This is a genomic window from Alloprevotella rava, assembly GCF_014195585.1.
In the GTDB taxonomy this organism is placed as follows: Bacteria; Bacteroidota; Bacteroidia; order Bacteroidales; family Bacteroidaceae; genus Alloprevotella; species Alloprevotella rava.
The window spans coordinates 1-22,177 of the sequence record NZ_JACICA010000011.1; the positions used below are offsets into that span (position 1 = coordinate 1).

A 22,177-nucleotide genomic window follows, 5' to 3' on the forward strand; every position below is an offset into this window, starting at 1 on the left:
CCCACAGCTCTATATATGTATCTTTAGCGGATAAAGAAAGATGATGCAAATTCTTATAATTCTCTAATACGTTCATTCAATGGTAGTTATAGCCAACCGCAAAAATACAGAAAGTTTTTCGGAAAGGCCAAATAAAAACACAAAAATATAAAACGAGAGTATATACGAATACAGATTCATCCCCGAATTGCACTGGTATTTATGAGTAAAGAAAAATACCAACGCAGTTCGGAGATTATCACATGAGGTTAGCTTGCTATGCTTGCTTCTTTAGAATCTTTGCAAACAGATAGACGAAAAAGAAAGAGGCGGTGAAGAGACCTACGGGGAGACCAAGGAAGACGCCTTGAATGCCCCAATCAAGCCAGAAACCCATAGCATAGCCTGCGGGAAGACCTATGAGCAGATAGCTCACACCTGCCACTCCCATCATGGCCATTACGTTTCCCGTACCGCGAAGGGCGTTGGCGTAGCAAATCTGCACGGCATCGCCCAACTGATAAACCATGAGCGGAATGAGTAGGCTCATAGCAGCCACAGTCACCTTGGCGTCGGGCGTAAAGAAATGGACGAGCGGCTCGGTGAAAAAGAAAAACACAAAGTTCGCTACTACGACAAGTCCCAACAAAATGTTGCGCCCTGCTCGAGCTGCCATGCGCAACTGTACCCAGTCGCCAGTGCCATGGAAAGTAGCAATGCGGATGGACATACCTGCTGCAAAACTGTAGTAGAAAAGGAAGCCGAGCGTACTAATAGTCATGATGACCTGATAAGCTGCGAGAGGGATTTCGCCGAGCCAGCCAGCCATGAAAGCACTACCTGTGAAAGCAAATGTCTCCATTCCCATCTGCAACGAAACGGGGAGCGAAATGGCGTTGATACTCTTGAGCTCCTTGAAGAGTATTCGCTGCGCGCGGTAGCCCGTCCGATAAATGGCATAGCGCTTGGTGTACATAATTACACCTGCTAAAGCCACGGCCATATATATACGAGAAATCAGTGTTGATGCACCCGCACCAATAAGTCCCCATTCGGGGAATGGGCCAACGCCAAAGATGAGCAACCAGTTGCCGAGAATGTTTAGGAGGTTACCACTCACCAGAATCCACATCCCTGCTTTCGTGTCCGTTGTGCCGTCGGTGAATTGGCGCAACGTGTTGAAAACAATCACAAAGAGCATCGAAAAGAGGATGATAAGGTAGTAAGGACGAATGAGGGGTAACAAATCAGCCGGTTGCCCCATGCAATTGAGGAAGAAATATAGAAATCCCATGATGCCCACCAGCAAACCACCATAGATGCCGTTTGCTACAAGGGCGTTCTTCAGCGTAGCACCCGCTTCTTGCAGTTTCTGCTGTCCGTAGAGAGAACTGATGAGCGGCGTGAGGCCGTAAGAATAGCCCATGATAAGGAAAGTGATGAGATTGAAAAAGTTGTTGACAAATGAAGCAGCAGCCAATGACGGGGTATTGTATTGCCCCACCATCATCGTATCTGCAAAACTAAGAATGATAACGCCAATTTGTCCGATGGCTATAGGAAAGCCAAGTTTGAGAGTTTGAAGGTAATGAGATTTCAAAAGAATAAAATTAAATTAGTGCTTCGGATAAGTTTTTATAATCGTTTCAAGCAGCGAGAGCTTTATTTCTCTTTTTTGCCGCAAGAAGCCCAAGACATCCGCCTTGGGCTTTCTCTATGTATAGAATTCGGTCGTTACCGAGAGGTGGCAACACTGAATTTCCGTACAGTTATTCCTTTGAAGCCGATGCTGAAGATGGCTTCTTGATATTTCAACTTGCGAGGGGCTGTGATAACAGCGCGATAACGCACACCACATCCCGGCTCTAAATTCATGATAGTGGCTGGAGCAGAGATGCGCACACGCTTGTTGTTACAAGCTATTTGCGGCGTGATGTTATAGAGCATCTTGTCAGTCTCATTATAGATCTCCATCACCAGAGTGGCCGTTTCACCAGCATCTAAGGTTTGGTTGTTGTTGGCATCATAGAACTGAATATTTCTCACCTCCACGCCATAGCTTTCGTCATCGCGATTGGAACAAGAACCTTTATCGCTACGATGAGAATCCTTGGGCGCTGTCGCAGCAGCTCCAACAGCTCCGCCACCAATAACACCTACCACAGTGCCTATATCTGCACCGCGAGGACCTCCCAGAATACCACCAATAGCAGAACCCAGCACACCGCCCAAATTGGCGCCGGTCATTGCGCCTCCAATTCGACTAGAAGCACAGCTGCTTAGCAGCAAAACAGATGCTAAGATAAGAACACCGGACTTCTTCATGCTGATGTTATTTTACGATAATAACCAGATACTTACTTACGCTCCAGAAGCGGTCGGAATCTGTGATGCGCAGCGTGTACTGCTTGTTGGCATCACGATCAAGACGATAAGTTCCGGCGGGGTGATTGGTTAAGATTTTCGCACTCTTAGAGTAGAGCGGAATCACTTTCTTCACACGATAGTCTACTTTGGCGAAGTAGTCGCGGTTGAAATCGTTAGACTTCAGCACATCGCCGTCCTGCAGAATCTTCTGAGCTTTGAGTTCTTTCTTCGTACCGAAGACATAGTAGACTGTGTGAGCTGCCTTATCTTGTTCAGCAATCTGGTTGGCTTGCGCCTCATTGTCTTGCGAAAGGTTGCTAACGTTCTGATTCAGCGTGCTGATTTGCTTATCTTGCTCTTGGATCTTGATGTTCTTTGCATTGAGTTCTTCGCGAAGCTCATCGATCTGTGCCTGCTTCTCTTGGAGTTGTTTCTGGAAATCGGCCACCATTTGCTCCAAGGTACTCTTCATCTTCGCATTGCTAGATTTGCTAGTCCGTAATTGGTCTTGCAAGTTCTTGATGAGTTCGCGGTTGAGATTCATTTTCTTCTGAATCAGAGCCATATTACTGAGAATGACCTGACGGTTGGAACTCTCGCCTTTTGCACTCTGCGTGGTGATGATATTCTCAGCTTGATTGATGGCCGTGAATCCATCGCGAATTTGCTCAACAGTACCCATCAAATCATTGGTCTCGTTCTGAGCTTGCGCCAAAGCATTCTCCAGCGAGTCGATACGCTGTGCCGTGATGTCCACTTGAGCGTCTTCTTTCTGTTTCTTCGTATCACAGCTCCACAACATAACGGTGAGAGCTGCAAAAAGGCATATAGCAATCTTTTTCATATTTTCCGTTTTCTTTATGGGAGCAAAACTCCCGCGTTTATAATTATGAGACGAATCCCGCGCGTTTTTGTTACGCTTCGTCGTCTTTCTCTTTTCTCTTTGAACGTTTCGGAGCATTGTAGCCTTCAACGATGATGACAAACTCTCCGCGCGGCTCTGTCTCCTCGAAATGCGCCAATACCTCCGCCAAAGTGCCTCGCACGCTTTCTTCGTGGATTTTTGAAATCTCTCTGCAAGCGGAACAACGGCGTTCGGCACCGAATGTCTCAACGAACTGCCCCAATGTCTTTACCACGCGGTAGGGCGATTCGTAGAATATCATGGTGCGTGGCTCTTCTGCCAATTCTTTCAAGCGGGTTTGCCGTCCTTTTTTCTGCGGCAAAAATCCCTCAAAGGTGAATCGCTCACAAGGAAGTCCGGAAGCAACGAGGGCTGGAACAAATGCCGTTGGGCCAGGAAGGCATTGCACTGTTGCGCCTTTCTCCACACAGGCTCTAACAAGCATGAACCCAGGATCTGAAATACCTGGTGTACCTGCGTCCGTCACCAATGCCATATTTTCGCCCGCAGCGATGCGCGCAGCAAAAGCCTCAGCGGTTTGGTGTTCGTTGAACTTGTGGTGGGCACAGAGTCGGGTGTGTATGTCAAAATGTTTGAGTAACATTCCGCTGGTGCGAGTGTCTTCTGCCAACACAAGATCCACTTCTTTGAGCAGCCGCAAAGCGCGCAGCGTTATGTCTTCTAAATTTCCAACCGGAGTCGGGATGAGATACAGCATTCTTATTGTGCTTAGCTTCTGTAGTATTCTGTTTGCCAGAACACTCAGTACATTTTACTACGCAAATGTATGGAAAATGCCTTAATTCGGCAAACAAAACAAATGGACTTTGCGCTTTTTGAGATAAATTCTCTAATTTTGGCACAAACAACCCTAACTTTTCAGAATAGTTGACAAGAGTTGTTGACAAACGTATTTCATTTCAGACTATGTATAAAGAGATAAATTTCGATCGTTTCGTGCGCGGATTGCTTGCTGTGGTAGGCATCGTTGCTGTCTATTTTATTCTCAGTTATCTGAGTGCTGTGCTCATTCCGTTCTTTGTGGCGTGGATGTTTGCTTATATGCTCTACCCCATTGTCATTTTTTTAGAAAAAAAATGCCACCTCAAAAGTCGCATTCTCTGCATCTTTCTTACGCTTCTTCTTATAGGCGGCGTAATTACAACCATCGGCCTCATCATTGTGCCGCCTTTTGTGGACGAAGTGAGCAACTTCAAAGATATTGCAATGCGATATATCACAAACGAAAGCCGCCATGCTGATTCTTTACCCAACACTATACAGAATTTTGTGCGACAGCACGCAGAGGAACTGCAACTAGAGAATCTCCTCAAGCAGCAAGACATTCAATCGGCCATAAAAAACGTACTGCCCAAGGCGTGGGACGTTCTATGGTCTACCGCAAGCGTAGTGGTTAGCATATTGTCGTCGCTCATCGGTATTCTCTATTTCTTCTTCCTCCTACTCGATTATGAGAAATACGCTGATGGGTGGATCAATCTCATCCCCAAAGGGAAGCGTACGATTGCTGCGCAAATCGTGGGCGATATCGAACACGGCATGAATGGCTACTTCCGCGGTCAGGCTCTTGTGGCATTGTCAAATTGCGTTATGTTTTCTGTGGGCTTCTTGATCATCGGTTTCCCCATGCCCATTGCCTTGGGCTGCTTCATCGGGCTGATTAGTTTTGTGCCCTATCTGCAGGTGGTGGGCATTGTCCCTGCCTTGATTTTGGCACTCCTGCGCTGTGCCGACACAGGACAAAACTTCTGGTTGCTTATCGGCGGTGTCGCTTTGGTTTACATTGTGGTTCAAGTGCTGCAAGACACCATCGTCACGCCCCATGTCATGGGAAAAATCATGGGATTGTCCCCCGCCATCATTCTCCTCTCGCTCACCGTCTGGGGATATATGCTCGGCATCATAGGCCTCATCATCGCTTTACCCATCACAACTTTGGGCATCTCCTACTACCATCGCTACATCATAGGCAACGTGGAAAATTCCTCCGAAGAAACGGGAGAAAGCATAACTGAAAATTCACTTTCCACGGAATCTAAAAGCGAATAAAAGCCTATTTTCGCTTCAAAAGCTAAAAAAAATGCGCAAAGGCTTGGTCGTGTCAAAAACATGCCTTACTTTTGCACTCGCTTAACGGCACTTAGGTCGATCCGCTAGCTCAGTTGGTAGAGCACAACACTTTTAATGTTGGGGTCTTGGGTTCGAGCCCCAAGCGGATCACTTAGAGGACTTCTCAAAAGGAAGTCCTCTTTTTTGTATTTCTTTGTTGGTGAAAACAATGTATCACGCAGACTCCTATTCTCACGCTATTTTCTCTCGAACAGCATCCACCTGTTTAACACTTTGACTTTTGTGCGCGACAATGCAATGGTGCGAAGAAACAAGAAGAGGACTTTAACAGCAAATCGAGCAGAAAGAAAAGCAATTACTTTTCCTCCTACTCGATTCTTTTTTTGATGAATCAATCAGCAGAACCTGCTTAGAATGGAATGGTCATACCAAACGTGATGTTTGAATTGAAATTCGAGAGCGGGATATACTGTTTTGAAAGTTTTCCAAGGAATCGGTCAGCACCCACATAGAAATTGAAGTGGGGAGCTTTGAAGCTAACGGCAGCACCTGCCATCCAGCCCGAAGAACTTACGGTTGTATTGAGCGAAGCCTCAATGGCTTTCACGGGGCGGATATTCACAGAGAACATTCCCTGATGGTAGGAATAAGCTCCATGAATCCTACTGGTGAAGAGGAAACCAAAACGAAGGGGGCGATAGGACGGAAGCGTGTATTCAGCCCCCAGATTGAGCGTTGCAGCAAGGGCCTGCGTTTTGCCCTTTTCTCCATCGTCGTAGAGAGCAAACATATCGCCGAGATCATCGCCCAAATCCTCAAACTGATCCCCGAGTTTCTTGCTGCCTGCTTCAGAACCTTCCACCTTTATCTTGTTGAAACCAGCAAAGGTATAGTCGCCCGCAGAGGTTGCACGTTTTGTTTTGCTCCAACTAATAAAACCCAAATCGGTAAGACCAGCACTTACCGTCCAGTCTTCATTGATTTTATAGACAGCACCTAAATCGAACGCCATACCAAAGCCTGGCAGACTAAAAGAAACATCGTCCAAGCCCTCTACACGCTTGCGCCCTGTTTTGGGATCGTTCTTTCCTTCTTTGTATGAAAACTGGCTCTTCAGCACAGCAGTATTCAGTTCGGCCTGTCCCTGTATGCGCCACATGTCGCCATTCATTGTCACATCGAGCTGCTCAACATTGAGATCGGCATAAGCAGCTCCGAGGAGGAATTTCATCTTTCCGCCCACGGTCAGTTGCTTGTTCACTTTGCGCGTATGCCCCAAAGCAAACTCTAGGTAGGTCTGGCTACGCAGGCCGATATCTTTCAGCTGATAGTGCTCCTTTGCACCTGTTGTTTTCATGAATTCAAACAATTCATAAGGTAGGCGCACATTAGTATTGGAGCGCGCGTTCAACTCCACGAGATTGAGACCTTGGAAAGCCTTAAAGCCTACTGAGAAGAGGTTATAATTGACATAAACATCAGCTCTATTCTTACTCTTGAGCTTTCCAAGAAATTCGGAGCTACTCACCGTTGGGCTCATAAAAGTCGTTTGGTCGTATTTGGGATTTCCTGAAAGTTTGTAAACAAACTTTTCGAGGCCCATATTACCCGTAGTCCCCACATTGAATTGTCCGAAGAAAGGCAGCGACATATAGGCTGAATCCAACAAGGCTGGGTTCATCTGGTGGCGAAAGTTACTGGTCTGCATAAAATAAGAAGAGCGAAACTCCTGCGCCAGTACGGGGCTTGTGGCCAGAGCCATTGTTAGAACGACCACGGTATTTTGAATGATTTTTTTCATAATGCAATAGTTTTGAAAATAAATGGAATGATTGTACAGGATAAGCAATATCAGTTGAAGTTGCCTTCAATCTGGCCTTTCAACTTGAAGCGAATATCTTTCACCACAAGATATTCCGTAGACATCAGATTGCCTGTTTTTGTAGCATCCCCCACAAAGCGGAAGCGCAGTTTGTCCAAACGCGCCAAATCGTTGCGATTGTCCAAACGAATAAGGAGTTCCACCTCTGTCGCCTTTTCTTGTCCTGCTGCCTCTGCTGCCTTCACTACGGCATTATTGATATGAATAGATTTGATAACTTTTCCGTATTTATCAACAGGAGTAACAACCAACTGGAGTTCAAGCGGAATAGTATTAACAATGGTTGCCGAAATAGCAGCACTATCCGCGCGATACTTTTGCAGTTCCTTTCCCATACCATCTATGGAGTCGTTGTAAACTATTCGTAATCCTTTATCGAAACTGAACGGTATGATGAAATTATAGTCCATAGCCGCCGAATAGGTTTGTCCCATCTTCAGCGTGCAGTCTTCGTCCTTCAGTGTCAGACGACCGTCCTTCATGTTGACAGAAATATAATCGGGCAATTTCTTTACTAAACTTAAAAGATTGCTCACTTGATACTGCTTGCTTTCTTTTACCACTCCTGCAGGATCATAAGGACCTGCCTCTGCATTTTGATAGAAATAGAGCGTGTTTTGCTGTGCTTTAACAAGTTCAGCTTTCCCACTGGCAGGAAGGTCTACTGTATTTTCTGCCACTCCTGCTGTCATGCTCTGAAGACGCGCGGTAAGATTGAGAGAAGCAGGAATTTTTGTGAAATTCGTAGTAAACTTCAACGTAGGGTTCTTTACCTCTATATTGACCTCCTTATCCTGGAGGAAATTAGGCAGATTACCCGCAATTTGGATATTATTAACGTTGGGATTGATCATAGGGGCGAAGCGTCCCATCACACTGCTCACATGAACAGAATTATCCCCTTTATCACCCATCACAAGATCCAGCACCACATCGGCCTTATCTTCTGGTGTCATTTTAAACATCTTTGTAGCTTGGAGTATCACATCACCATTCATGGATACATCGCCAGACAGCAACAGTTGGTTTTGCTTGTTCACCTTTCCTTTGTCGCCCTTCAGCGTCACGCTGCGCACGGTGGCCTCACCAATGTAGAGCGAAGTTTTCCCGATGTTGTCGCGATTAGTTAAAGTAAATACATTTCCACTTATGGTACCGCCCTGAGGATTCGTTAGTTCGAGAAAATCTGGCAAAACCACTTTGAAATTCTTCAGGCTCTTAAAAACAAGCGCCATAGATGTTGCCTGCGTTAGGCGCAAAGAGAGTGACACTTTCGTACCATCCACGGGATAAATTTTCTTGACCTGTACGATGTCGCTCGAAAGATTCTTCACCGTATATTTGAGGGAGGCTTTGCCCTTTGTAGACAAAGTTGGCAGTACGGAAGTAGCAGGAATGGTCACACTACCACCTATGGGCGAAAAGAAATTAGTTGCTGTGGCATAGTCCAGCAATGTTTTCTCAGGAAGCAAATGCAGAGCGTTGAAAGAAGAACTAACATTCTTTATTTGAAAGTTTGTCTGCGTCGTTCCACCTTGTACATAGTAATACATACGGGTAGCATCCGTCTTTAGGTGGCTATCCACCTCGAGAATGTCATTCAACATAATTTTCTCTGTTGAGCCCAATTTAAGTTGCAACCCGTTAGTTCCCAAAGCCATCGTCATATCTACGTTCTTAGAAAGATCGTAGCTATCATCTACACAGGCTGTTAGTGCAGCACATAATAACAAACAAGGGAAAAGTCCTCTCGGACTCTTACACCTTAAAGAGTTTTGTTTCATAAAGTTTATTCTGTTTGGTTTATACTCTTAGATAAAAGTTAATTAGATGAGTTGTTTTGGCAAAGATATACTCTTTAATTCAATGTTGCAACTTTTCACAGTTTTTTTGGTTTAATCTTTTTAACTTTCTTCAGTATTGCTTTTTTAGTGGTAAGATATGCTGCAAAAATTAGTGCGATACCGCTCAGAATAAAATATAGGGAACAGAAAAAGCGGTCTTTTGTTGACAATACAGATTGGAGAAATAGAACGGAAGAAAAGAGGGAACGATGCGATTCATAAGAACTCAGAAGGATGGAATAAGGAAAAAGATGCGTTCCCGGGAGAAAATGAGGAGAACAAGGAGTTTTTTGAGGCGATTTGTGCAGTTTTATCGATTTTCACGCCCTGCTTTGGTCGTCAATATCCTTATTGCGTCAGCCAGCATCCTTATTGCGTCGGCGGATACAATAAGGATGTCCGCCGATAGCCTTATTGTATCGACGGACACCCTTAGGAAAGGCACTTTTCCAGAGTGCTACAAAAACGAGCGGTGGGAGAAGCGATGACTTTCGCGCGATTCTCGCACCGTTATATTTACGGAATTATTTACGACTTCCGAACGGCGCGCAGAGCGACTCCCACCCAGAGAACGACAGAAGTGGCAGCGAGAAGCAACAACCAATCGGAGAGCGAAAGCCGTGCAACAGAGAACAGTGAGCCGCCAAAGCTCACGATGAGCACCTGCCCCAGCAGAATGAAACTGGCAATGAGGAAGAAACCGCGGCAACCACGGAGGCGCGGCCACACTTGAGAGGTGGCGAAGCTGCGGGCGTTGAACAAATTCCAGAATTGGAGCAGAACAAAGAAGGTGAAGAAGAGGCTCAACTCATAGTCAGATAGCAGATTGCCGCCCGTAGCTCTCACTAAAGAGAAAGATTCGGGCAAGGAGCACAAACTGTAGACATAAAAATGTTTCAGCACATAGAGGGCTACGAGTAGGATACCTGTGAAGGCAAATCCCGTGAGCAGAATATTCCACCGCATGGCGGGCGTGATGATAAAGGTTTCGCGAGCGCGCGGACGTTCTTTCATGACATCAGCAGAAGGCGGAAGAGAAGCCAAAGCCACAGCGGCAAAGGAATCCATAATGAGATTAACCCACAGCATCTGCGTGACGGTGAGCGGACTTTGTGTGCCCATAAACGAGCCTATGAGAACAATGAGGCAGGCGGCCACATTGACGGTGAGCTGGAAGAGAATGAAACGCTGGATATTTTTATAGAGCGAGCGTCCCCACATGACGGCGTTAACAATGGAGCTAAACGAATTGTCGATAATCGTGATGTCGCTCGCTTCCTTAGCCACACTCGTACCGTCGCCCATGGAGAGACCCACATGAGCCGCTTTCAGAGCAGGAGCATCATTGGTACCATCGCCCGTAACGGCCACTACCTCGCCGCGCTTTTGCAGCGCTTCAACCAATCGCTTCTTATCCATCGGGCGAGCGCGAGCAATGACTTTCAGATGGGCTACGCGTTCTATCAACTCTTCATCACTGAGAGCGGCAAACTCTGGACCGGTGATGAAAGCCTGCGCAGAATCGGCATTGGAGCAGATACCCACTTGTCGGCCTATCTCGCGTGCGGTGCCGAGGGTGTCGCCCGTGACTATCTTCACGCCAATGCCGGCGTCGAGGCAGCAACGAATGGCGGCGGGCACTTCGGCGCGAACGGGATCGGAGATGGCCACATAGCCCTGAAAGGTGCTGGTGAGCACGGCTGTATCGGCCGTTATGAGCGTGCCGCTGTGGCGAAGAGCAGAGAGTTCGGTTTCAGCAGTCTCTTGGGAGGAGAAAGCAATATCTACAAAGCCGAGCGTGCGGAAAGCACGCTGCTGATAAGAAAGGAGAGTCTGGAGGATGGATTGTTGGCGGAAACTATCGAGCAGGGGGCAGAAGCGGAAGAGAATTTCCGTTGCTCCTTTCAGATAGATATGCCACTGATGGTCAACTGAGGACTGGACGAGCGTGGCCATATATTTGCGCTCAGTGGAGAAAGGTATCTGATCGACGACAGCTGCCGCAGAACGCAGGGCTTCATAGTTGTGATGCTGCTCGGAAAGCCAGAGTAGAAGCGCGCCTTCGGTGGGGTTGCCGAGCACTTGGATATGGTCGGCATCGGTATCATCGAGCGTGGCGGTGGAATTGACAGCGAGGGCTTCGGCAAAGCAAGCTTCTGCTAGCACCTCGGCATGAGCCACGCGCATACGGTTCTCGGTGAGCGTTCCGGTTTTGTCGGTACAAATCACAGTGGTGGCGCCCATCGTTTCGCAGGCGTGGAGACGGCGCACGAGGTTGTTGGCCTTGAGCAGGCGGCGCATACTATAGGCCAGACTCAGCGTGACGGCCATGGGGAGGCCTTCGGGAACAGCCACTACGATGATGGTGACGGCTATCATGATGCTGGAAAGGAGATACCCTGCAAAGAAAATCCAATTGAACGTGGGAGGAGCGGAGAGGAAGTACTCCACCGTGCGTCCCACCAGGATGAGGGCGGCCAAGACATAACTGGCGCGGGAAACGAAGATGCTGAGTTTGTCGAGCTGCCTACTGAGGGGTGTTTGCTCCCCATTGTCGATTTGGGCAGCACGGAAAACGCGGCCGTTCTCCGTATGGTCGCCAACGGCTTCTACGAGAAAACTACCGTTGCCCTCCATCACCTTCGTACCGCGCAGCACGCGATTGGAGGGAAACGTTGCCTCGGCATCGAAAAGTTCGGTGTGAGTGGTTTTGGAACAGATGGGTTCGCCCGTCAGCGTACTTTCGTCGACTTTCAAACTATTGGCTGACAGCAGAGTTCCATCGGCGGGGATGTCATCGCCCGTATCGAGCAGTACAAAGTCGCCCACGACGATATCGCGACGGGGCACGGAATGGTTATGTCCGTTGCGCACTACGCGCACAGGGATGTTGTCGTTGACCTGCGTGAGTACGGCAAACTCACGTTCTGCGCGCACCTCAAAATAAAAGGCCAAGCCTGTGGCCAAAAGAATGGCTATGACAATGCCTAACGGCTCGAAAAAAATGGAAACGCCAAAGTCGAATACAAAAAACTCATAGCACGCAACAAGTATGGACAAGGAGGCTGCTACGAGCAAGATAATGATGAGTTGGTCCTGAAACTTATGAAGAAACTTACGGAAGAGTGATTCCCTGGCTGCTGGCGTTAAGACATTATCGCCATGTACGCGCCTGCTTTCCAGCACTTGCTCATCGGTAAGTCCCGCAGAAAATGATTTTGTAGTCATTATAAAATCGTATAGAAAAAGGCAAAGTTACGGAACTTTCATCCGAAAAGTGAAGAGCCCTCAAAAAAGTTACAACAGTGAAATGTTATTTATGATTTTAAGCCTCAGAATGTGCGACAGGTAGCAAGTTTTTTTTAAGAGGAGCAGGAAGAGCAAAAGACTTGTTTTGGAGAAAAATTGTACACATCCGTTGAAGGCGCGTAAACTATCCTACTTCTTCGGTGTCGCACAGCTTTTAAGGAAAAGAGGATAATAAAAGGTAATGTCCGAAAAAGTGTGTAAACTTTTACCGGACAGCAATAATTCTAAATAAAATCCGCAAACCTTTACAAAAGAAAAATGGAGAATTTGAGAATTACTCAAAAAGTTTATAGAAATAAAAAGCCCCGCACATCACTGTGCAGGGCTAAAATATGCAATAGAGAATTGTGTCGATTATTTAGCGGCTGCTTCTTCAGCAGGAGCTTCAGTTGCAGGTGCTTCAGCTGCGGGAGCTTCAGCGGCTGCAGCCTTACGGCTACGACGTGTGCGCTTTGCCTTCTTCTCTTCCTTAGCCATGTTCTCATCGTAGTCAACAAGTTCGATGAAAGCCATGTCTGCACCATCACTCTGGCGGAAGCCAAGTTTGATGATACGAGTGTAGCCACCAGGACGGTTAGCCACTTTCTCAGAGATATTCTTGAACAATTCTGTAACTGCGAATTTGTCCTTCAAATAGCTGAAGACAACGCGGCGAGAGTTCGTTGTGTCGTTCTTGCTCTTGGTGATGAGCGGCTCAACGTACTTCTTCAGAGCCTTAGCCTTGGCAAGAGTCGTAGTGATTCTTTTGTGCTGGATCAGAGAAACTGCCATATTGGCAAGCATAGCGCTTCTGTGGGATGCAGTACGACTCAGATGGTTGAATTTTTTATTATGTCTCATTTTTTTGAATGTTGGTTGTTGCTTCGAGTCGAGGGCTTCGGCCTTAGCTAATGCCACTCAGCAGGCTGCGAACAACTGTGGAGTTTACGGACAACTTTTGTCGTTCAATTAGTCGTTGTCCAATTTGTAAAGGGTTGTATCCATCCCGAACGACAGATTCTTGCTCTCGAGCAAATCATCAAGCTCGGTGAGTGATTTCTTACCGAAGTTGCGGAACTTGAGGAGGTCAGACTTGTTGAACTGAACGAGATCGCCCAATGTTTCAACATCGGCAGCCTTGAGACAGTTGAGCGCACGAACTGAAAGATTCAGATCGGCGAGCTTCTGCTTGAGGAGCTGACGCATCTTGAGGGTATTCTCATCAATCGGTGGATTGTCTATACTTGTTGAGTTGCCCGCGGTGATACTCTCATCGGAGAACAGAGCGAAGTGATAGATCAAAATTTTAGCTGCTTCCTTCAGCGCGTCTTTCGGCTGGATGGAACCATCCGTAGTGATTTCAAGCACGAGCTTGTCGTAGTCGGTCTTTTGCTCAACACGATACGGCTCAACGCTGTACTTAACATTGCGGATGGGAGTGTAGATGGAGTCGATGGCTATCTGATGGATGTCAGAGCAATAGTCGCGATTTTCATCTGCGGGGATATAACCACGGCCTTTGTTAACAGTCAGTTCGATGGTCATCGAGGCTTTCGAATCTAAATGACAAATCACTAAATCAGGATTTAACACTTCAAATCCGTTGAGATGGATATCACCAGCCTTGAACTCCGTATAGTTGGAGATGGTTAGCTGGGTCTTCTCAGTGTCGTACTCTTCTACCAGTTTCTTGAAACGTACTTGCTTCAAGTTAAGGATGATGTTGGTTACATCCTCGCTGACTCCAGGTACGGTAGCAAACTCATGCTCAACACCTTCAATCTTGATGGTATTGATGGCATAGCCTTCGAGAGAGGAGAGCAGGATGCGACGGAGGGCATTTCCGACAGTGGTACCGAAGCCCGTTTCCAAAGGACGAAGTTCGAATTTTCCGTACTTATCGTCGCTTTCCAACATGATCACTTTGTCAGGTTTTTGAAATGCTAATATCGCCATTAATTCTTTTTATTTAGGATTTTTGGGTAAAGCCTTTTCAGGCTATGAGACAAGTCGGGAAAGACTTGCCAAAAGTTTCCTCCTCTCCTCCCCTCCAAAAAAGAGGGGAAGGGAGAAAGGCTTTTTAGTTCTTAGAGTACAACTCGACAATCAGCTGCTCCTTGATGTTCTCAGGGATGTCAGCACGTTCGGGCATATGCAGAAGCTTGCCACCCTTAACGCTTTCGTCCCATTCGATCCAAGGATACTTGCTGTGGTTGAAGCCTGCCAAAGAGTCAGCAACTACTTCGAGACTCTTAGACTTCTCACGTACAGCAACGATCTGACCAGGTTTTACACTGTAAGAAGCAATGTTCACTACTTGACCATCAACAGTAATATGCTTGTGGTTTACAAGCTGACGAGCTGCTGCGCGAGTAGGAGCGATACCCAGGCGATATACAACATTGTCAAGACGGCATTCGAGATACTGAAGGAGAATCTCACCGGTAATGCCGCTGGTTGCTGCTGCCTTATCAAACATGTTACGGAACTGACGTTCAAGAACACCATAAGTGTACTTAGCTTTCTGCTTCTCAGCAAGCATGACACCGTACTCAGAGCTCTTACGACGGCGACCATTGCCGTGCTGGCCAGGAGGGAAATTACGCTTTGCGAGAACTTTATCAGCACCGAAGATAGCCTCGCCGAAACGACGTGCGATGCGAGACTTAGGACCTGTATATTTTGCCATTGTTTTTAATTTTAGCTTTTAATATAACAATTCAACTTGCTACTGAAATTATACCTTTCTTCTCTTCGGAGGACGGCAGCCATTGTGGGGCAGCGGAGTAACATCGATGATCTCGGTAACTTCAATACCTGCACCATGGATGGCACGGATAGCGGACTCACGACCATTGCCGGGACCCTTAACGTAAGCTTTCACCTTACGAAGACCGAGGTCGAAAGCTACCTTGGCGCAATCCTGTGCTGCCATTTGAGCAGCGTACGGAGTGTTCTTCTTGGAACCACGGAAGCCCATCTTACCAGAACTTGACCAGCTGATAATCTGACCCTCACTGTTCGACAAGGAAACGATAATATTATTGAAAGAGCTGTGAACGTGAAGCTGACCCATTGCGTCAACCTTAACGTTACGCTTCTTAGCTGCAACTGTTTTCTTTGCCATAATCAATTATTATTTAGTAGCCTTTTTCTTGTTTGCAACGGTCTTTTTGCGACCTTTACGAGTACGAGCGTTGTTCTTCGTGCTCTGGCCGCGTACAGGAAGACCTGCACGGTGACGGATACCACGGTAGCAACCGATGTCCATGAGACGCTTAATATTCATCTGAATCTCGCTGCGGAGGTCACCCTCTACTTTGTATTCAGCACCAATAACCTCACGAATCTTTGCTGCTTGGTCATCAGTCCAATCCTTTACTTTAATGTCTCTGTCAATACCGGCTTTATCCAAGATTTTAGCCGCGCTACTACGACCTAATCCGTAGATATAGGTCAGGGCGATTTCGCCTCGCTTGTTCTGAGGCAGATCGACACCAACAATTCTTATTGCCATATACTTGTTTTATTACTTTGCGAAAACTGATTAACCCTGACGTAATTTCATCTTAGGGTTCTTCTTGTTAATCACATACAGACGACCCTTACGACGTACAATCTTGCAATCGGCGGATCGTTTCTTCAAGGATGCTCTTGTTTTCATTATTATTTTGCTTTTTTATTTATATCGGAAAACGATTCTACCTTTTGAAAGGTCGTAGGGACTCATCTCCACTTTTACCTTATCTCCGGGAAGGATCTTGATGTAATGCATACGCATCTTTCCTGAGATGTGGGCAGTTATCTCATGCCCATTCTCCAACTCTACGCGGAACATTGCATTGCTCAATGCTTCAACAATTGTTCCATCTTGTTCTATCGCTAACTGCTTAGACATATTAATGTTTTGTTCTTTCTATTTGTTCAACGTCTTCGAATGATGAGAGGATTTCAGCTTTACCATGGTGAACAGCTATAGTGTGCTCAAAATGTGCAGCATATTTACCATCGCGCGTTTTTACTCCCCAACGGTCGGGCAATAGATATAATGAAGGACCACCTTCTGTTATCATTGGCTCTATGGCGATGCAAAGCCCATTGGAGATTGCTATGCCTGTGCCTGCCGTCCCGTAATTAGGAACCATGGGGGCTTCATGCATTTGCTTTCCTATACCATGACCGGCATATTGTCGGACTACACCGTATCCATATTGCTGGACGTGATGCTGCACTGCATGCCCTATATCCCCTAAACGGTTTCCAACAATGGCTTGTTCAATTCCTTTATAAAGGCTTTCTTTCGTTACTGAAAGTAATTTCTTGATTTCTGCTTTCACTTCACCTACACAAAAAGTGTAACATGAATCTCCACAGAAGCCTTCAAGGAGAACTCCGCAATCCACTGAGACTATATCACCATTCTTCAACGGTTTGTCGTCTGGTATACCATGAACGATTGTGTCGTTAACTGAGGTACAAATGGATGCTGGAAAGGCGGGACCAAAAGGATTATGACATCCCTTAAGAGTTGAGACCGCACCATTGTCGCGAATGAAATGTTCAGCCAGGGTGTCCATCTTGCGGGTAGTTACACCCGGCTGAACAATTTTTGCGATTTCCGCAAGAGTTGCTGCTACAAGCAGATTTGCTTTTCGCAGCGCCTCTATCTCATCTTCCGTTTTCAGACATATCATCCGAATCGGTTTAAATGGAAATTTTCTTAATATGCTGCTACGCCTGAACGATTGCGCGTGTGCCCAGCGTTGAGCAAGCCGTCGTAATGACGAACAAGCATGTAACTCTCAATCTGCTGAAGAGTGTCGATAACAACACCGACAAGGATCAACAGAGAGGTACCACCAAAGAACTGAGCGAAACCTTGCTTAACACCGAAGAGTACAGCAAATGCAGGAAGAACTGCTATCAACGCAATGAAAAGAGAACCTGGGAAGGTAATTCTTGTCATAACTGTGTCGATATAATCTGCCGTAGCTTTACCGGGTTTTACACCAGGGATGAAACCACTGTTGCGCTTCATATCTTCAGCCATCTGCACGGGGTTCATAGTGATAGCCGTGTAGAAATAGGTGAAGAGAACAATCAAGATAACGTAGATGATATTGTAAGGAAGGCTAAATTGATCAGAGAGAAGATGCCCTACTGGATTTGAACCATCCTTAGAGAACGCCATAATCATGGTGGCGGGGATAAACATAATGGCTTGAGCGAAGATAATCGGCATTACGTTGGCAGCGAAAAGCTTCAACGGAATGTACTGACGTGCTCCGCCAAACTGACGGTTACCCTCGATACGCTTTGCATATTGAACCGGAACCTTGCGAGTAGCCTTTACAAGCAGGATTGACAGTGCCATAACGAAGAGCAGTGCAATAAGTTCGAAAAGGAACATTATCAAGCCACCACCTTCTGCCCCAGAGAGAGAAGAAGTGAACTGCTCAACAATAGCACTAGGGAAGCGTGCGATAATACCAATCATAATGATGAGAGAAACACCGTTTCCTACACCTTTATCGGTTATACGCTCACCCAACCATAGGATGAACATGCTGCCTGCAGCAAGGATAATCGTAGACGAGAACATAAACCAGAACGTATCACCAACCATGAATGCACCACTCTGGCCTACTTGTGAACGAAGATTTATCATATAGGTAGGAGCCTGGAACAGAAGAATGGCAATTGTCAGCCAACGAGTGTACTGATTGATTTTTCTGTGTCCGCTCTCACCCTCGCGTTGCATCTTTTGGAAATACGGTACGGCTACAGCCAAAATCTGAATGATAATAGATGCAGAGATGTAGGGCATAATACCAAGGCCAAATACAGAGGCATTAGAGAATGCACCACCTGAGAACATATTCAACAGGGACATCAAACCGTTTTCCGTTTGGCTCTGCAGAGCTGCAAGACGAGTAGGATCAATGCCTGGCAGTACTACAAAAGAGCCAAAACGATAGATGGCAATGAACAGGAGAGTAATGAGGAGTCGCGTGCGCAAATCCTCAATTCTCCAGATGTTCTTTAGAGTCTCGATTATTTTCTTCATAATTAGATCTTAGTTGCGATTCCACCAACTGCCTGAATAGCAGCTTCTGCAGTCTTGGAGAAGGCGTTAGCCTCTACTGCTAACTTAGCCTTGAGTTCGCCATTACCAAGAATCTTCACTAACTGCTTAGAGGAGATGAAACCTGCTGCAATCAGTTCCTCACGACCAATCTTCTCAAAGTTCTTCTGCTCAGCAAGAGCCTGCAGAACACTGAGGTTGATGGCCTTGTATTCAACACGGTTGATATTCTTGAAGCCGAACTTCGGCAAGCGACGCTGCAACGGCATCTGACCACCTTCGAAGCCAATCTTCTTGTGGTAACCAGAACGCGACTTAGCACCCTTGTGACCACGAGTAGAAGTGCCTCCCATGCCAGAGCCGGGACCACGACCTACTCGTTTATCATGATGCGTAGAGCCATTCGCGGGTTTTAAAGTATGTAATTTCATGACTTTCTGTTTGTTTTTACTGTTCAACAATCTCAACCAGGTGGCTTACCTTGCGAATCATACCGCGCATTATGGGGTTGTCCTCAACCTCTACTGTGCGATACAATTTCTTCAGGCCCAGTGCATCAAGTGTACTCTTCTGGTCTTTGGGAGCATGAATTCTGCTCTTAATTTGCTTTACTTTTATTGTTGCCATAGTCGAATTATCCTCTGAATACTTTATCCAATGAAACACCGCGCTGCTTAGCAACCGTACGTGCATCACGCATATTGCTCAAGGCAGCGATTGTTGCCTTCACAAGGTTGTGAGGGTTTGAAGAACCCTTCGACTTTGCCAGAACGTCTTTGATACCTACGCTGTCGAGCACGGCACGCATAGCGCCACCTGCTACAACACCAGTACCTTCAGATGCAGGAAGGATGATAACTTCAGCACCACCATAGTGAGCCGTCATCTCGTGAGGTACCGTACCCTTGAGTACAGGAACCTGAACAAGGTTCTTCTTTGCAGCTTCAACGCCCTTAGCGATGGCAGCAGAAACTTCACCAGCCTTGCCGAGGCCCAGACCGATAACGCCCTTACCATCACCAACTACTACGATAGCAGCAAATGTGAACGTACGACCACCCTTAGTTACCTTCGTTGTACGATTGATAGCAACCAGTCTATCCTTTAATTCTTCGCTATTAACATTTACTCTGTTTGCCATAATCTTTAGAATTTAAGTCCACCTTTGCGGGCACCATCTGCCACCTGTTTTACACGACCGTGATAGAGGTAACCATTACGATCAAAAACAACCGTAGTGATACCTGCTGCGATGGCCTTTGCTGCTACAGCTTCACCTACTTTCTCAGCCTGTTCCTGTTTGGGCATGGCTTCAAAACCGAGAGAAGAAGCGCTAGCAAGCGTCTTCTGAGCTTCATCATCGATGATCTGTGCGTAAATCTGCTTATTGCTGCGGAACACGCTCAGACGGGGACGAGCAGCAGAACCAGAGATCTTATTGCGTACCCGATATTTAATTTTAATGCGACGTTGTTCTTTTCTTGTAGTCATAATCTTATTCTATTAAAATTACTTAGCACCGGCAGCCTTACCACTCTTGCGGCGGATCTGCTCACCGATATACAGAATACCCTTTCCTTTATAAGGTTCAGGCATACGGAAAGAACGAATCTTGGCGCAAACCATGCCGAGCAACTGCTTATCGCAGGACTCAAGGCTAATATACGGGTTCTTGTTTCTTTCGCTCTTAGTCTCAACCTTGATTTCAGCAGGAACTTGGAGGAAGATGCTGTGAGTAAAACCGAGGGAGAATTCAATCAAGTTGCCTTGATTGGATACACGGTAACCAACACCTACGAGCTCCATCTCTTTCTTGTAGCCTTCGCTAACACCAACAACCATATTGTTAACCAAAGAGCGGTAGAGGCCATGAAAAGCCTGCTTCTGCTTTTGGTCTACATCGCTGTTCTCGTTGATAGCGAAAGTGATTTGACCTTCTTCAAGGGAAACTGAGATAGCGGGATTAACCGTCTGAGACAGCTCACCCTTCGGACCCTTAACGGTCACTACATTATCCTTGACGTCAACTGTAACGCCAGCAGGAATGTTAATCGGCAATTTACCTATTCTAGACATGTTAACCTCCTAATTAATATACATAGCAAAGAACTTCGCCGCCAATCTTCTCAACGGATGCTTCCTTGTTTGTCATTACACCTTTGGAAGTGGATACGATTGCGATACCCAATCCGTTGATAACTCTCGGCATTTCGCGGTAGCCAGTATACTTACGCATACCAGGGCGAGAAACTCGCTGCAAGCTCTGAATAGCACTTGCCTTTGTTTCAGGCTCATACTTGAGAGCGATTTTGATTGTTCCCTGAGGACCATCTTCAACGAACTTGTAGTTGAGGATGTAACCTTTCTCGAAGAGAATCTTCGTAATGTCCTTCTTCAGGTTTGATGCGGGCACTTCAACCACACGATGCTTAGCCTGGATGGCGTTGCGCAACCGCGTCAGAAAATCTGCTATTGGATCTGTCATTTGTTTGGTTGTTTAATTAATCGGGACTATCCCGACAATATTAAATAATAAAAAGGAATTTACCAGCTTGCTTTCTTTACGCCAGGAATGAGACCGCTAGAGGCCATCTCGCGAAATTGAATACGAGATAAGCCGAAGAGACGGATATAGCCTTTGGGGCGACCCGTCAGCTTGCAACGGTTGTGCAGGCGGATAGGATTAGCATTGCGGGGGATAGCCTGCAGCTTACGAGCAGCCTCGTAAGCTTCTACAGGATCCTGCGATTTGTTAACAATCTCCTTCAACGCTGCACGCTTCTTTGCGTATTTGGCTACCAGTTTGGCACGTTTTACCTCACGTGCCTTCATTGATTCTTTTGCCATATTTTAATTTAGTTGTTTTTAGCGTTATTAAAGGGAAGACCGAACTCTTTGAGCAGAGCGAAACCTTCTTCATCGGTAGCAGCAGTAGTAACGAACGTGATGTTCATACCTGTCATGCGCTCAATAGTGTCGATATTGATTTCGGGGAAGATAATCTGCTCCTGGATACCGAGCGTATAGTTGCCACGGCCATCGAGCTTACTTGCGATACCCTTGAAGTCGCGGATACGAGGCAGAGCCACGCGAACCAGACGCTCGAGGAATTCGTACATACGCTCACCACGGAGAGTAACCATAACACCGATAGGCATCTTCTTACGAAGCTTGAAGTTTGCAACGTCCTTCTTGGAAACTGTTGCAACAGCCTTCTGACCAGTGATTGTTGACAATTCGTTCAAAGCTACGTCAATGACTTTTTTGTCGGCAGTTGCCAAACCAAGACCCTCGTTGATGACGATTTTAGTCAGACGGGGAATCTGCATCGTTGACTTATAGTTAAACTTGTTCATCAGAGCCGGTGCAATGCGCTCTGCATATTCTTTTTTAAGACTTGCTGTATTGCTCATTACTTGATCTCCTCTCCTGATTTTTTAGCGAAGCGAACCAACTTACCAGCCTCATTCAGGCGGCGGCCGATACGAGTCGGAGTCTTTCCGTCTTTCGGGTCAACCACGTTGAGGTTCGAAATATGAATTGGGGCTTCCATCTTAACGATGCCACCCTGCGGATTTTTGGCACTCGGTTTCTGGCTTTTAGAAACCATATTGAGACCTTCCACGATAGCACGCTGCTTGTCAATGAGTACGCGGACAACCTTGCCCGTCTTACCCTTTTCTGTGCCAGCGTTTACGTAAACGGTATCGCCTTTTTTAATATGTAACTTAGTCATT

General features: G+C 46.4%; 26 protein-coding genes and 1 tRNA gene. 2 read left to right on the forward strand and 25 right to left on the reverse strand.

Annotated elements, in window-relative coordinates; genetic code table 11:
• Positions 1-256: 256 nt before the first annotated feature.
• The 4 genes from FHS60_RS08410 to rsmI all read right to left on the reverse strand — a co-directional run bounded on the left by FHS60_RS08410 (position 257) and on the right by rsmI (position 3,968).
• A complete protein-coding gene (locus FHS60_RS08410; RefSeq protein WP_183697619.1) occupies positions 257-1,579 on the reverse strand; it encodes an MATE family efflux transporter in 1,323 nt (440 codons plus the stop codon).
• A 134-nt stretch (positions 1,580-1,713) separates the two neighbouring features.
• Positions 1,714-2,304, reverse strand: a complete 591-nt coding sequence (locus FHS60_RS08415) for a hypothetical protein (protein WP_183697622.1) — start codon at positions 2,302-2,304, stop codon at positions 1,714-1,716.
• A gap of 7 nt (positions 2,305-2,311) precedes the next feature.
• Positions 2,312-3,190 carry a Cbp1 family collagen-binding glycoprotein adhesin gene (locus tag FHS60_RS08420; RefSeq protein ID WP_183697626.1) on the reverse strand — a complete coding sequence of 293 codons (879 nt, stop codon included), beginning with the start codon at positions 3,188-3,190 and terminating at the stop codon, positions 2,312-2,314.
• Positions 3,191-3,260: 70 nt separating this feature from the next.
• Positions 3,261-3,968, reverse strand: a complete 708-nt coding sequence (gene rsmI, locus FHS60_RS08425) for a 16S rRNA (cytidine(1402)-2'-O)-methyltransferase (RefSeq protein ID WP_221189661.1) — start codon at positions 3,966-3,968, stop codon at positions 3,261-3,263.
• 209 nt (positions 3,969-4,177) lie between these two features.
• On the opposite strand from rsmI, the gene FHS60_RS08430 reads away from it, so the two are divergent.
• Together FHS60_RS08430 and FHS60_RS08435 are read left to right on the forward strand one after the other, a co-directional pair.
• On the forward strand, positions 4,178-5,320 hold the full coding sequence (locus FHS60_RS08430; protein ID WP_183697629.1) for an AI-2E family transporter: 1,143 nt from the start codon (positions 4,178-4,180) through the stop codon (positions 5,318-5,320).
• A 98-nt stretch (positions 5,321-5,418) separates the two neighbouring features.
• Positions 5,419-5,491 (forward strand) — tRNA-Lys (locus tag FHS60_RS08435).
• Positions 5,492-5,750: 259 nt separating this feature from the next.
• Here FHS60_RS08435 and FHS60_RS08440 read toward each other — a convergent pair.
• From FHS60_RS08440 to rplX, 21 genes are all read right to left on the reverse strand, one after another.
• On the reverse strand, positions 5,751-7,142 hold the full coding sequence (locus FHS60_RS08440) for a DUF5723 family protein (protein WP_183697632.1): 1,392 nt from the start codon (positions 7,140-7,142) through the stop codon (positions 5,751-5,753).
• A gap of 50 nt (positions 7,143-7,192) precedes the next feature.
• The gene (locus FHS60_RS08445) at positions 7,193-9,007 is read right to left on the reverse strand and encodes a hypothetical protein (RefSeq protein ID WP_183697635.1); all 1,815 of its coding nucleotides are present in this window, start codon (positions 9,005-9,007) and stop codon (positions 7,193-7,195) included.
• A gap of 588 nt (positions 9,008-9,595) precedes the next feature.
• Positions 9,596-12,295 carry a calcium-translocating P-type ATPase, PMCA-type gene (locus tag FHS60_RS08450; protein ID WP_183697638.1) on the reverse strand — a complete coding sequence of 900 codons (2,700 nt, stop codon included), beginning with the start codon at positions 12,293-12,295 and terminating at the stop codon, positions 9,596-9,598.
• A gap of 435 nt (positions 12,296-12,730) precedes the next feature.
• Positions 12,731-13,216 carry a 50S ribosomal protein L17 gene (rplQ, locus tag FHS60_RS08455; RefSeq protein ID WP_183697641.1) on the reverse strand — a complete coding sequence of 162 codons (486 nt, stop codon included), beginning with the start codon at positions 13,214-13,216 and terminating at the stop codon, positions 12,731-12,733.
• A gap of 108 nt (positions 13,217-13,324) precedes the next feature.
• Positions 13,325-14,311, reverse strand: a complete 987-nt coding sequence (locus FHS60_RS08460) for a DNA-directed RNA polymerase subunit alpha (protein ID WP_183697644.1) — start codon at positions 14,309-14,311, stop codon at positions 13,325-13,327.
• A 124-nt stretch (positions 14,312-14,435) separates the two neighbouring features.
• Positions 14,436-15,044 (reverse strand): 30S ribosomal protein S4, encoded by a 609-nt coding sequence (gene rpsD, locus FHS60_RS08465; RefSeq protein WP_183697647.1) that lies wholly within the window; start codon positions 15,042-15,044, stop codon positions 14,436-14,438.
• Between the two features lie 48 nt (positions 15,045-15,092).
• The gene (rpsK, locus tag FHS60_RS08470) at positions 15,093-15,482 is read right to left on the reverse strand and encodes a 30S ribosomal protein S11 (protein ID WP_009348431.1); all 390 of its coding nucleotides are present in this window, start codon (positions 15,480-15,482) and stop codon (positions 15,093-15,095) included.
• 9 nt (positions 15,483-15,491) lie between these two features.
• Positions 15,492-15,872: a 30S ribosomal protein S13 gene (gene rpsM, locus FHS60_RS08475; RefSeq protein WP_009348430.1), complete on the reverse strand. Its 381-nt coding sequence runs from the start codon at positions 15,870-15,872 to the stop codon at positions 15,492-15,494.
• Positions 15,873-15,902: 30 nt separating this feature from the next.
• Positions 15,903-16,019, reverse strand: a complete 117-nt coding sequence (gene rpmJ / locus FHS60_RS08480) for a 50S ribosomal protein L36 (RefSeq protein ID WP_083823602.1) — start codon at positions 16,017-16,019, stop codon at positions 15,903-15,905.
• 15 nt (positions 16,020-16,034) lie between these two features.
• On the reverse strand, positions 16,035-16,253 hold the full coding sequence (gene infA, locus FHS60_RS08485; protein WP_009348429.1) for a translation initiation factor IF-1: 219 nt from the start codon (positions 16,251-16,253) through the stop codon (positions 16,035-16,037).
• A gap of 1 nt (position 16,254) precedes the next feature.
• Positions 16,255-17,049 (reverse strand): type I methionyl aminopeptidase, encoded by a 795-nt coding sequence (map, locus tag FHS60_RS08490; RefSeq protein ID WP_183697650.1) that lies wholly within the window; start codon positions 17,047-17,049, stop codon positions 16,255-16,257.
• 26 nt (positions 17,050-17,075) lie between these two features.
• Positions 17,076-18,422, reverse strand: a complete 1,347-nt coding sequence (gene secY / locus FHS60_RS08495; protein ID WP_183697653.1) for a preprotein translocase subunit SecY — start codon at positions 18,420-18,422, stop codon at positions 17,076-17,078.
• 2 nt (positions 18,423-18,424) lie between these two features.
• Complete coding sequence (gene rplO / locus FHS60_RS08500) at positions 18,425-18,871, reverse strand: 50S ribosomal protein L15 (RefSeq protein ID WP_183697656.1); 447 nt, start codon at positions 18,869-18,871, stop codon at positions 18,425-18,427.
• Between the two features lie 16 nt (positions 18,872-18,887).
• Complete coding sequence (gene rpmD / locus FHS60_RS08505; protein WP_009348425.1) at positions 18,888-19,067, reverse strand: 50S ribosomal protein L30; 180 nt, start codon at positions 19,065-19,067, stop codon at positions 18,888-18,890.
• 7 nt (positions 19,068-19,074) lie between these two features.
• Positions 19,075-19,581, reverse strand: coding sequence for a 30S ribosomal protein S5 (gene rpsE, locus FHS60_RS08510; RefSeq protein WP_009348424.1), 507 nt, complete (start codon positions 19,579-19,581; stop codon positions 19,075-19,077).
• A 5-nt stretch (positions 19,582-19,586) separates the two neighbouring features.
• Entirely contained in the window at positions 19,587-19,931 is a 345-nt protein-coding gene (gene rplR, locus FHS60_RS08515; protein WP_009348423.1) for a 50S ribosomal protein L18, read from the reverse strand.
• Positions 19,932-19,949: 18 nt separating this feature from the next.
• Positions 19,950-20,516, reverse strand: coding sequence for a 50S ribosomal protein L6 (gene rplF, locus FHS60_RS08520; RefSeq protein ID WP_183697659.1), 567 nt, complete (start codon positions 20,514-20,516; stop codon positions 19,950-19,952).
• A gap of 13 nt (positions 20,517-20,529) precedes the next feature.
• Positions 20,530-20,925 carry a 30S ribosomal protein S8 gene (gene rpsH / locus FHS60_RS08525; RefSeq protein WP_009348421.1) on the reverse strand — a complete coding sequence of 132 codons (396 nt, stop codon included), beginning with the start codon at positions 20,923-20,925 and terminating at the stop codon, positions 20,530-20,532.
• Positions 20,926-20,984: 59 nt separating this feature from the next.
• Complete coding sequence (gene rpsN, locus FHS60_RS08530) at positions 20,985-21,287, reverse strand: 30S ribosomal protein S14 (RefSeq protein WP_009348420.1); 303 nt, start codon at positions 21,285-21,287, stop codon at positions 20,985-20,987.
• Positions 21,288-21,295: 8 nt separating this feature from the next.
• Positions 21,296-21,853, reverse strand: a complete 558-nt coding sequence (rplE, locus tag FHS60_RS08535; protein ID WP_009348419.1) for a 50S ribosomal protein L5 — start codon at positions 21,851-21,853, stop codon at positions 21,296-21,298.
• Positions 21,853-22,176, reverse strand: coding sequence for a 50S ribosomal protein L24 (gene rplX, locus FHS60_RS08540; RefSeq protein ID WP_009348418.1), 324 nt, complete (start codon positions 22,174-22,176; stop codon positions 21,853-21,855). The genes rplE and rplX overlap by 1 nt, the downstream gene beginning before the upstream one ends.
• Position 22,177 lies beyond the last annotated feature (1 nt).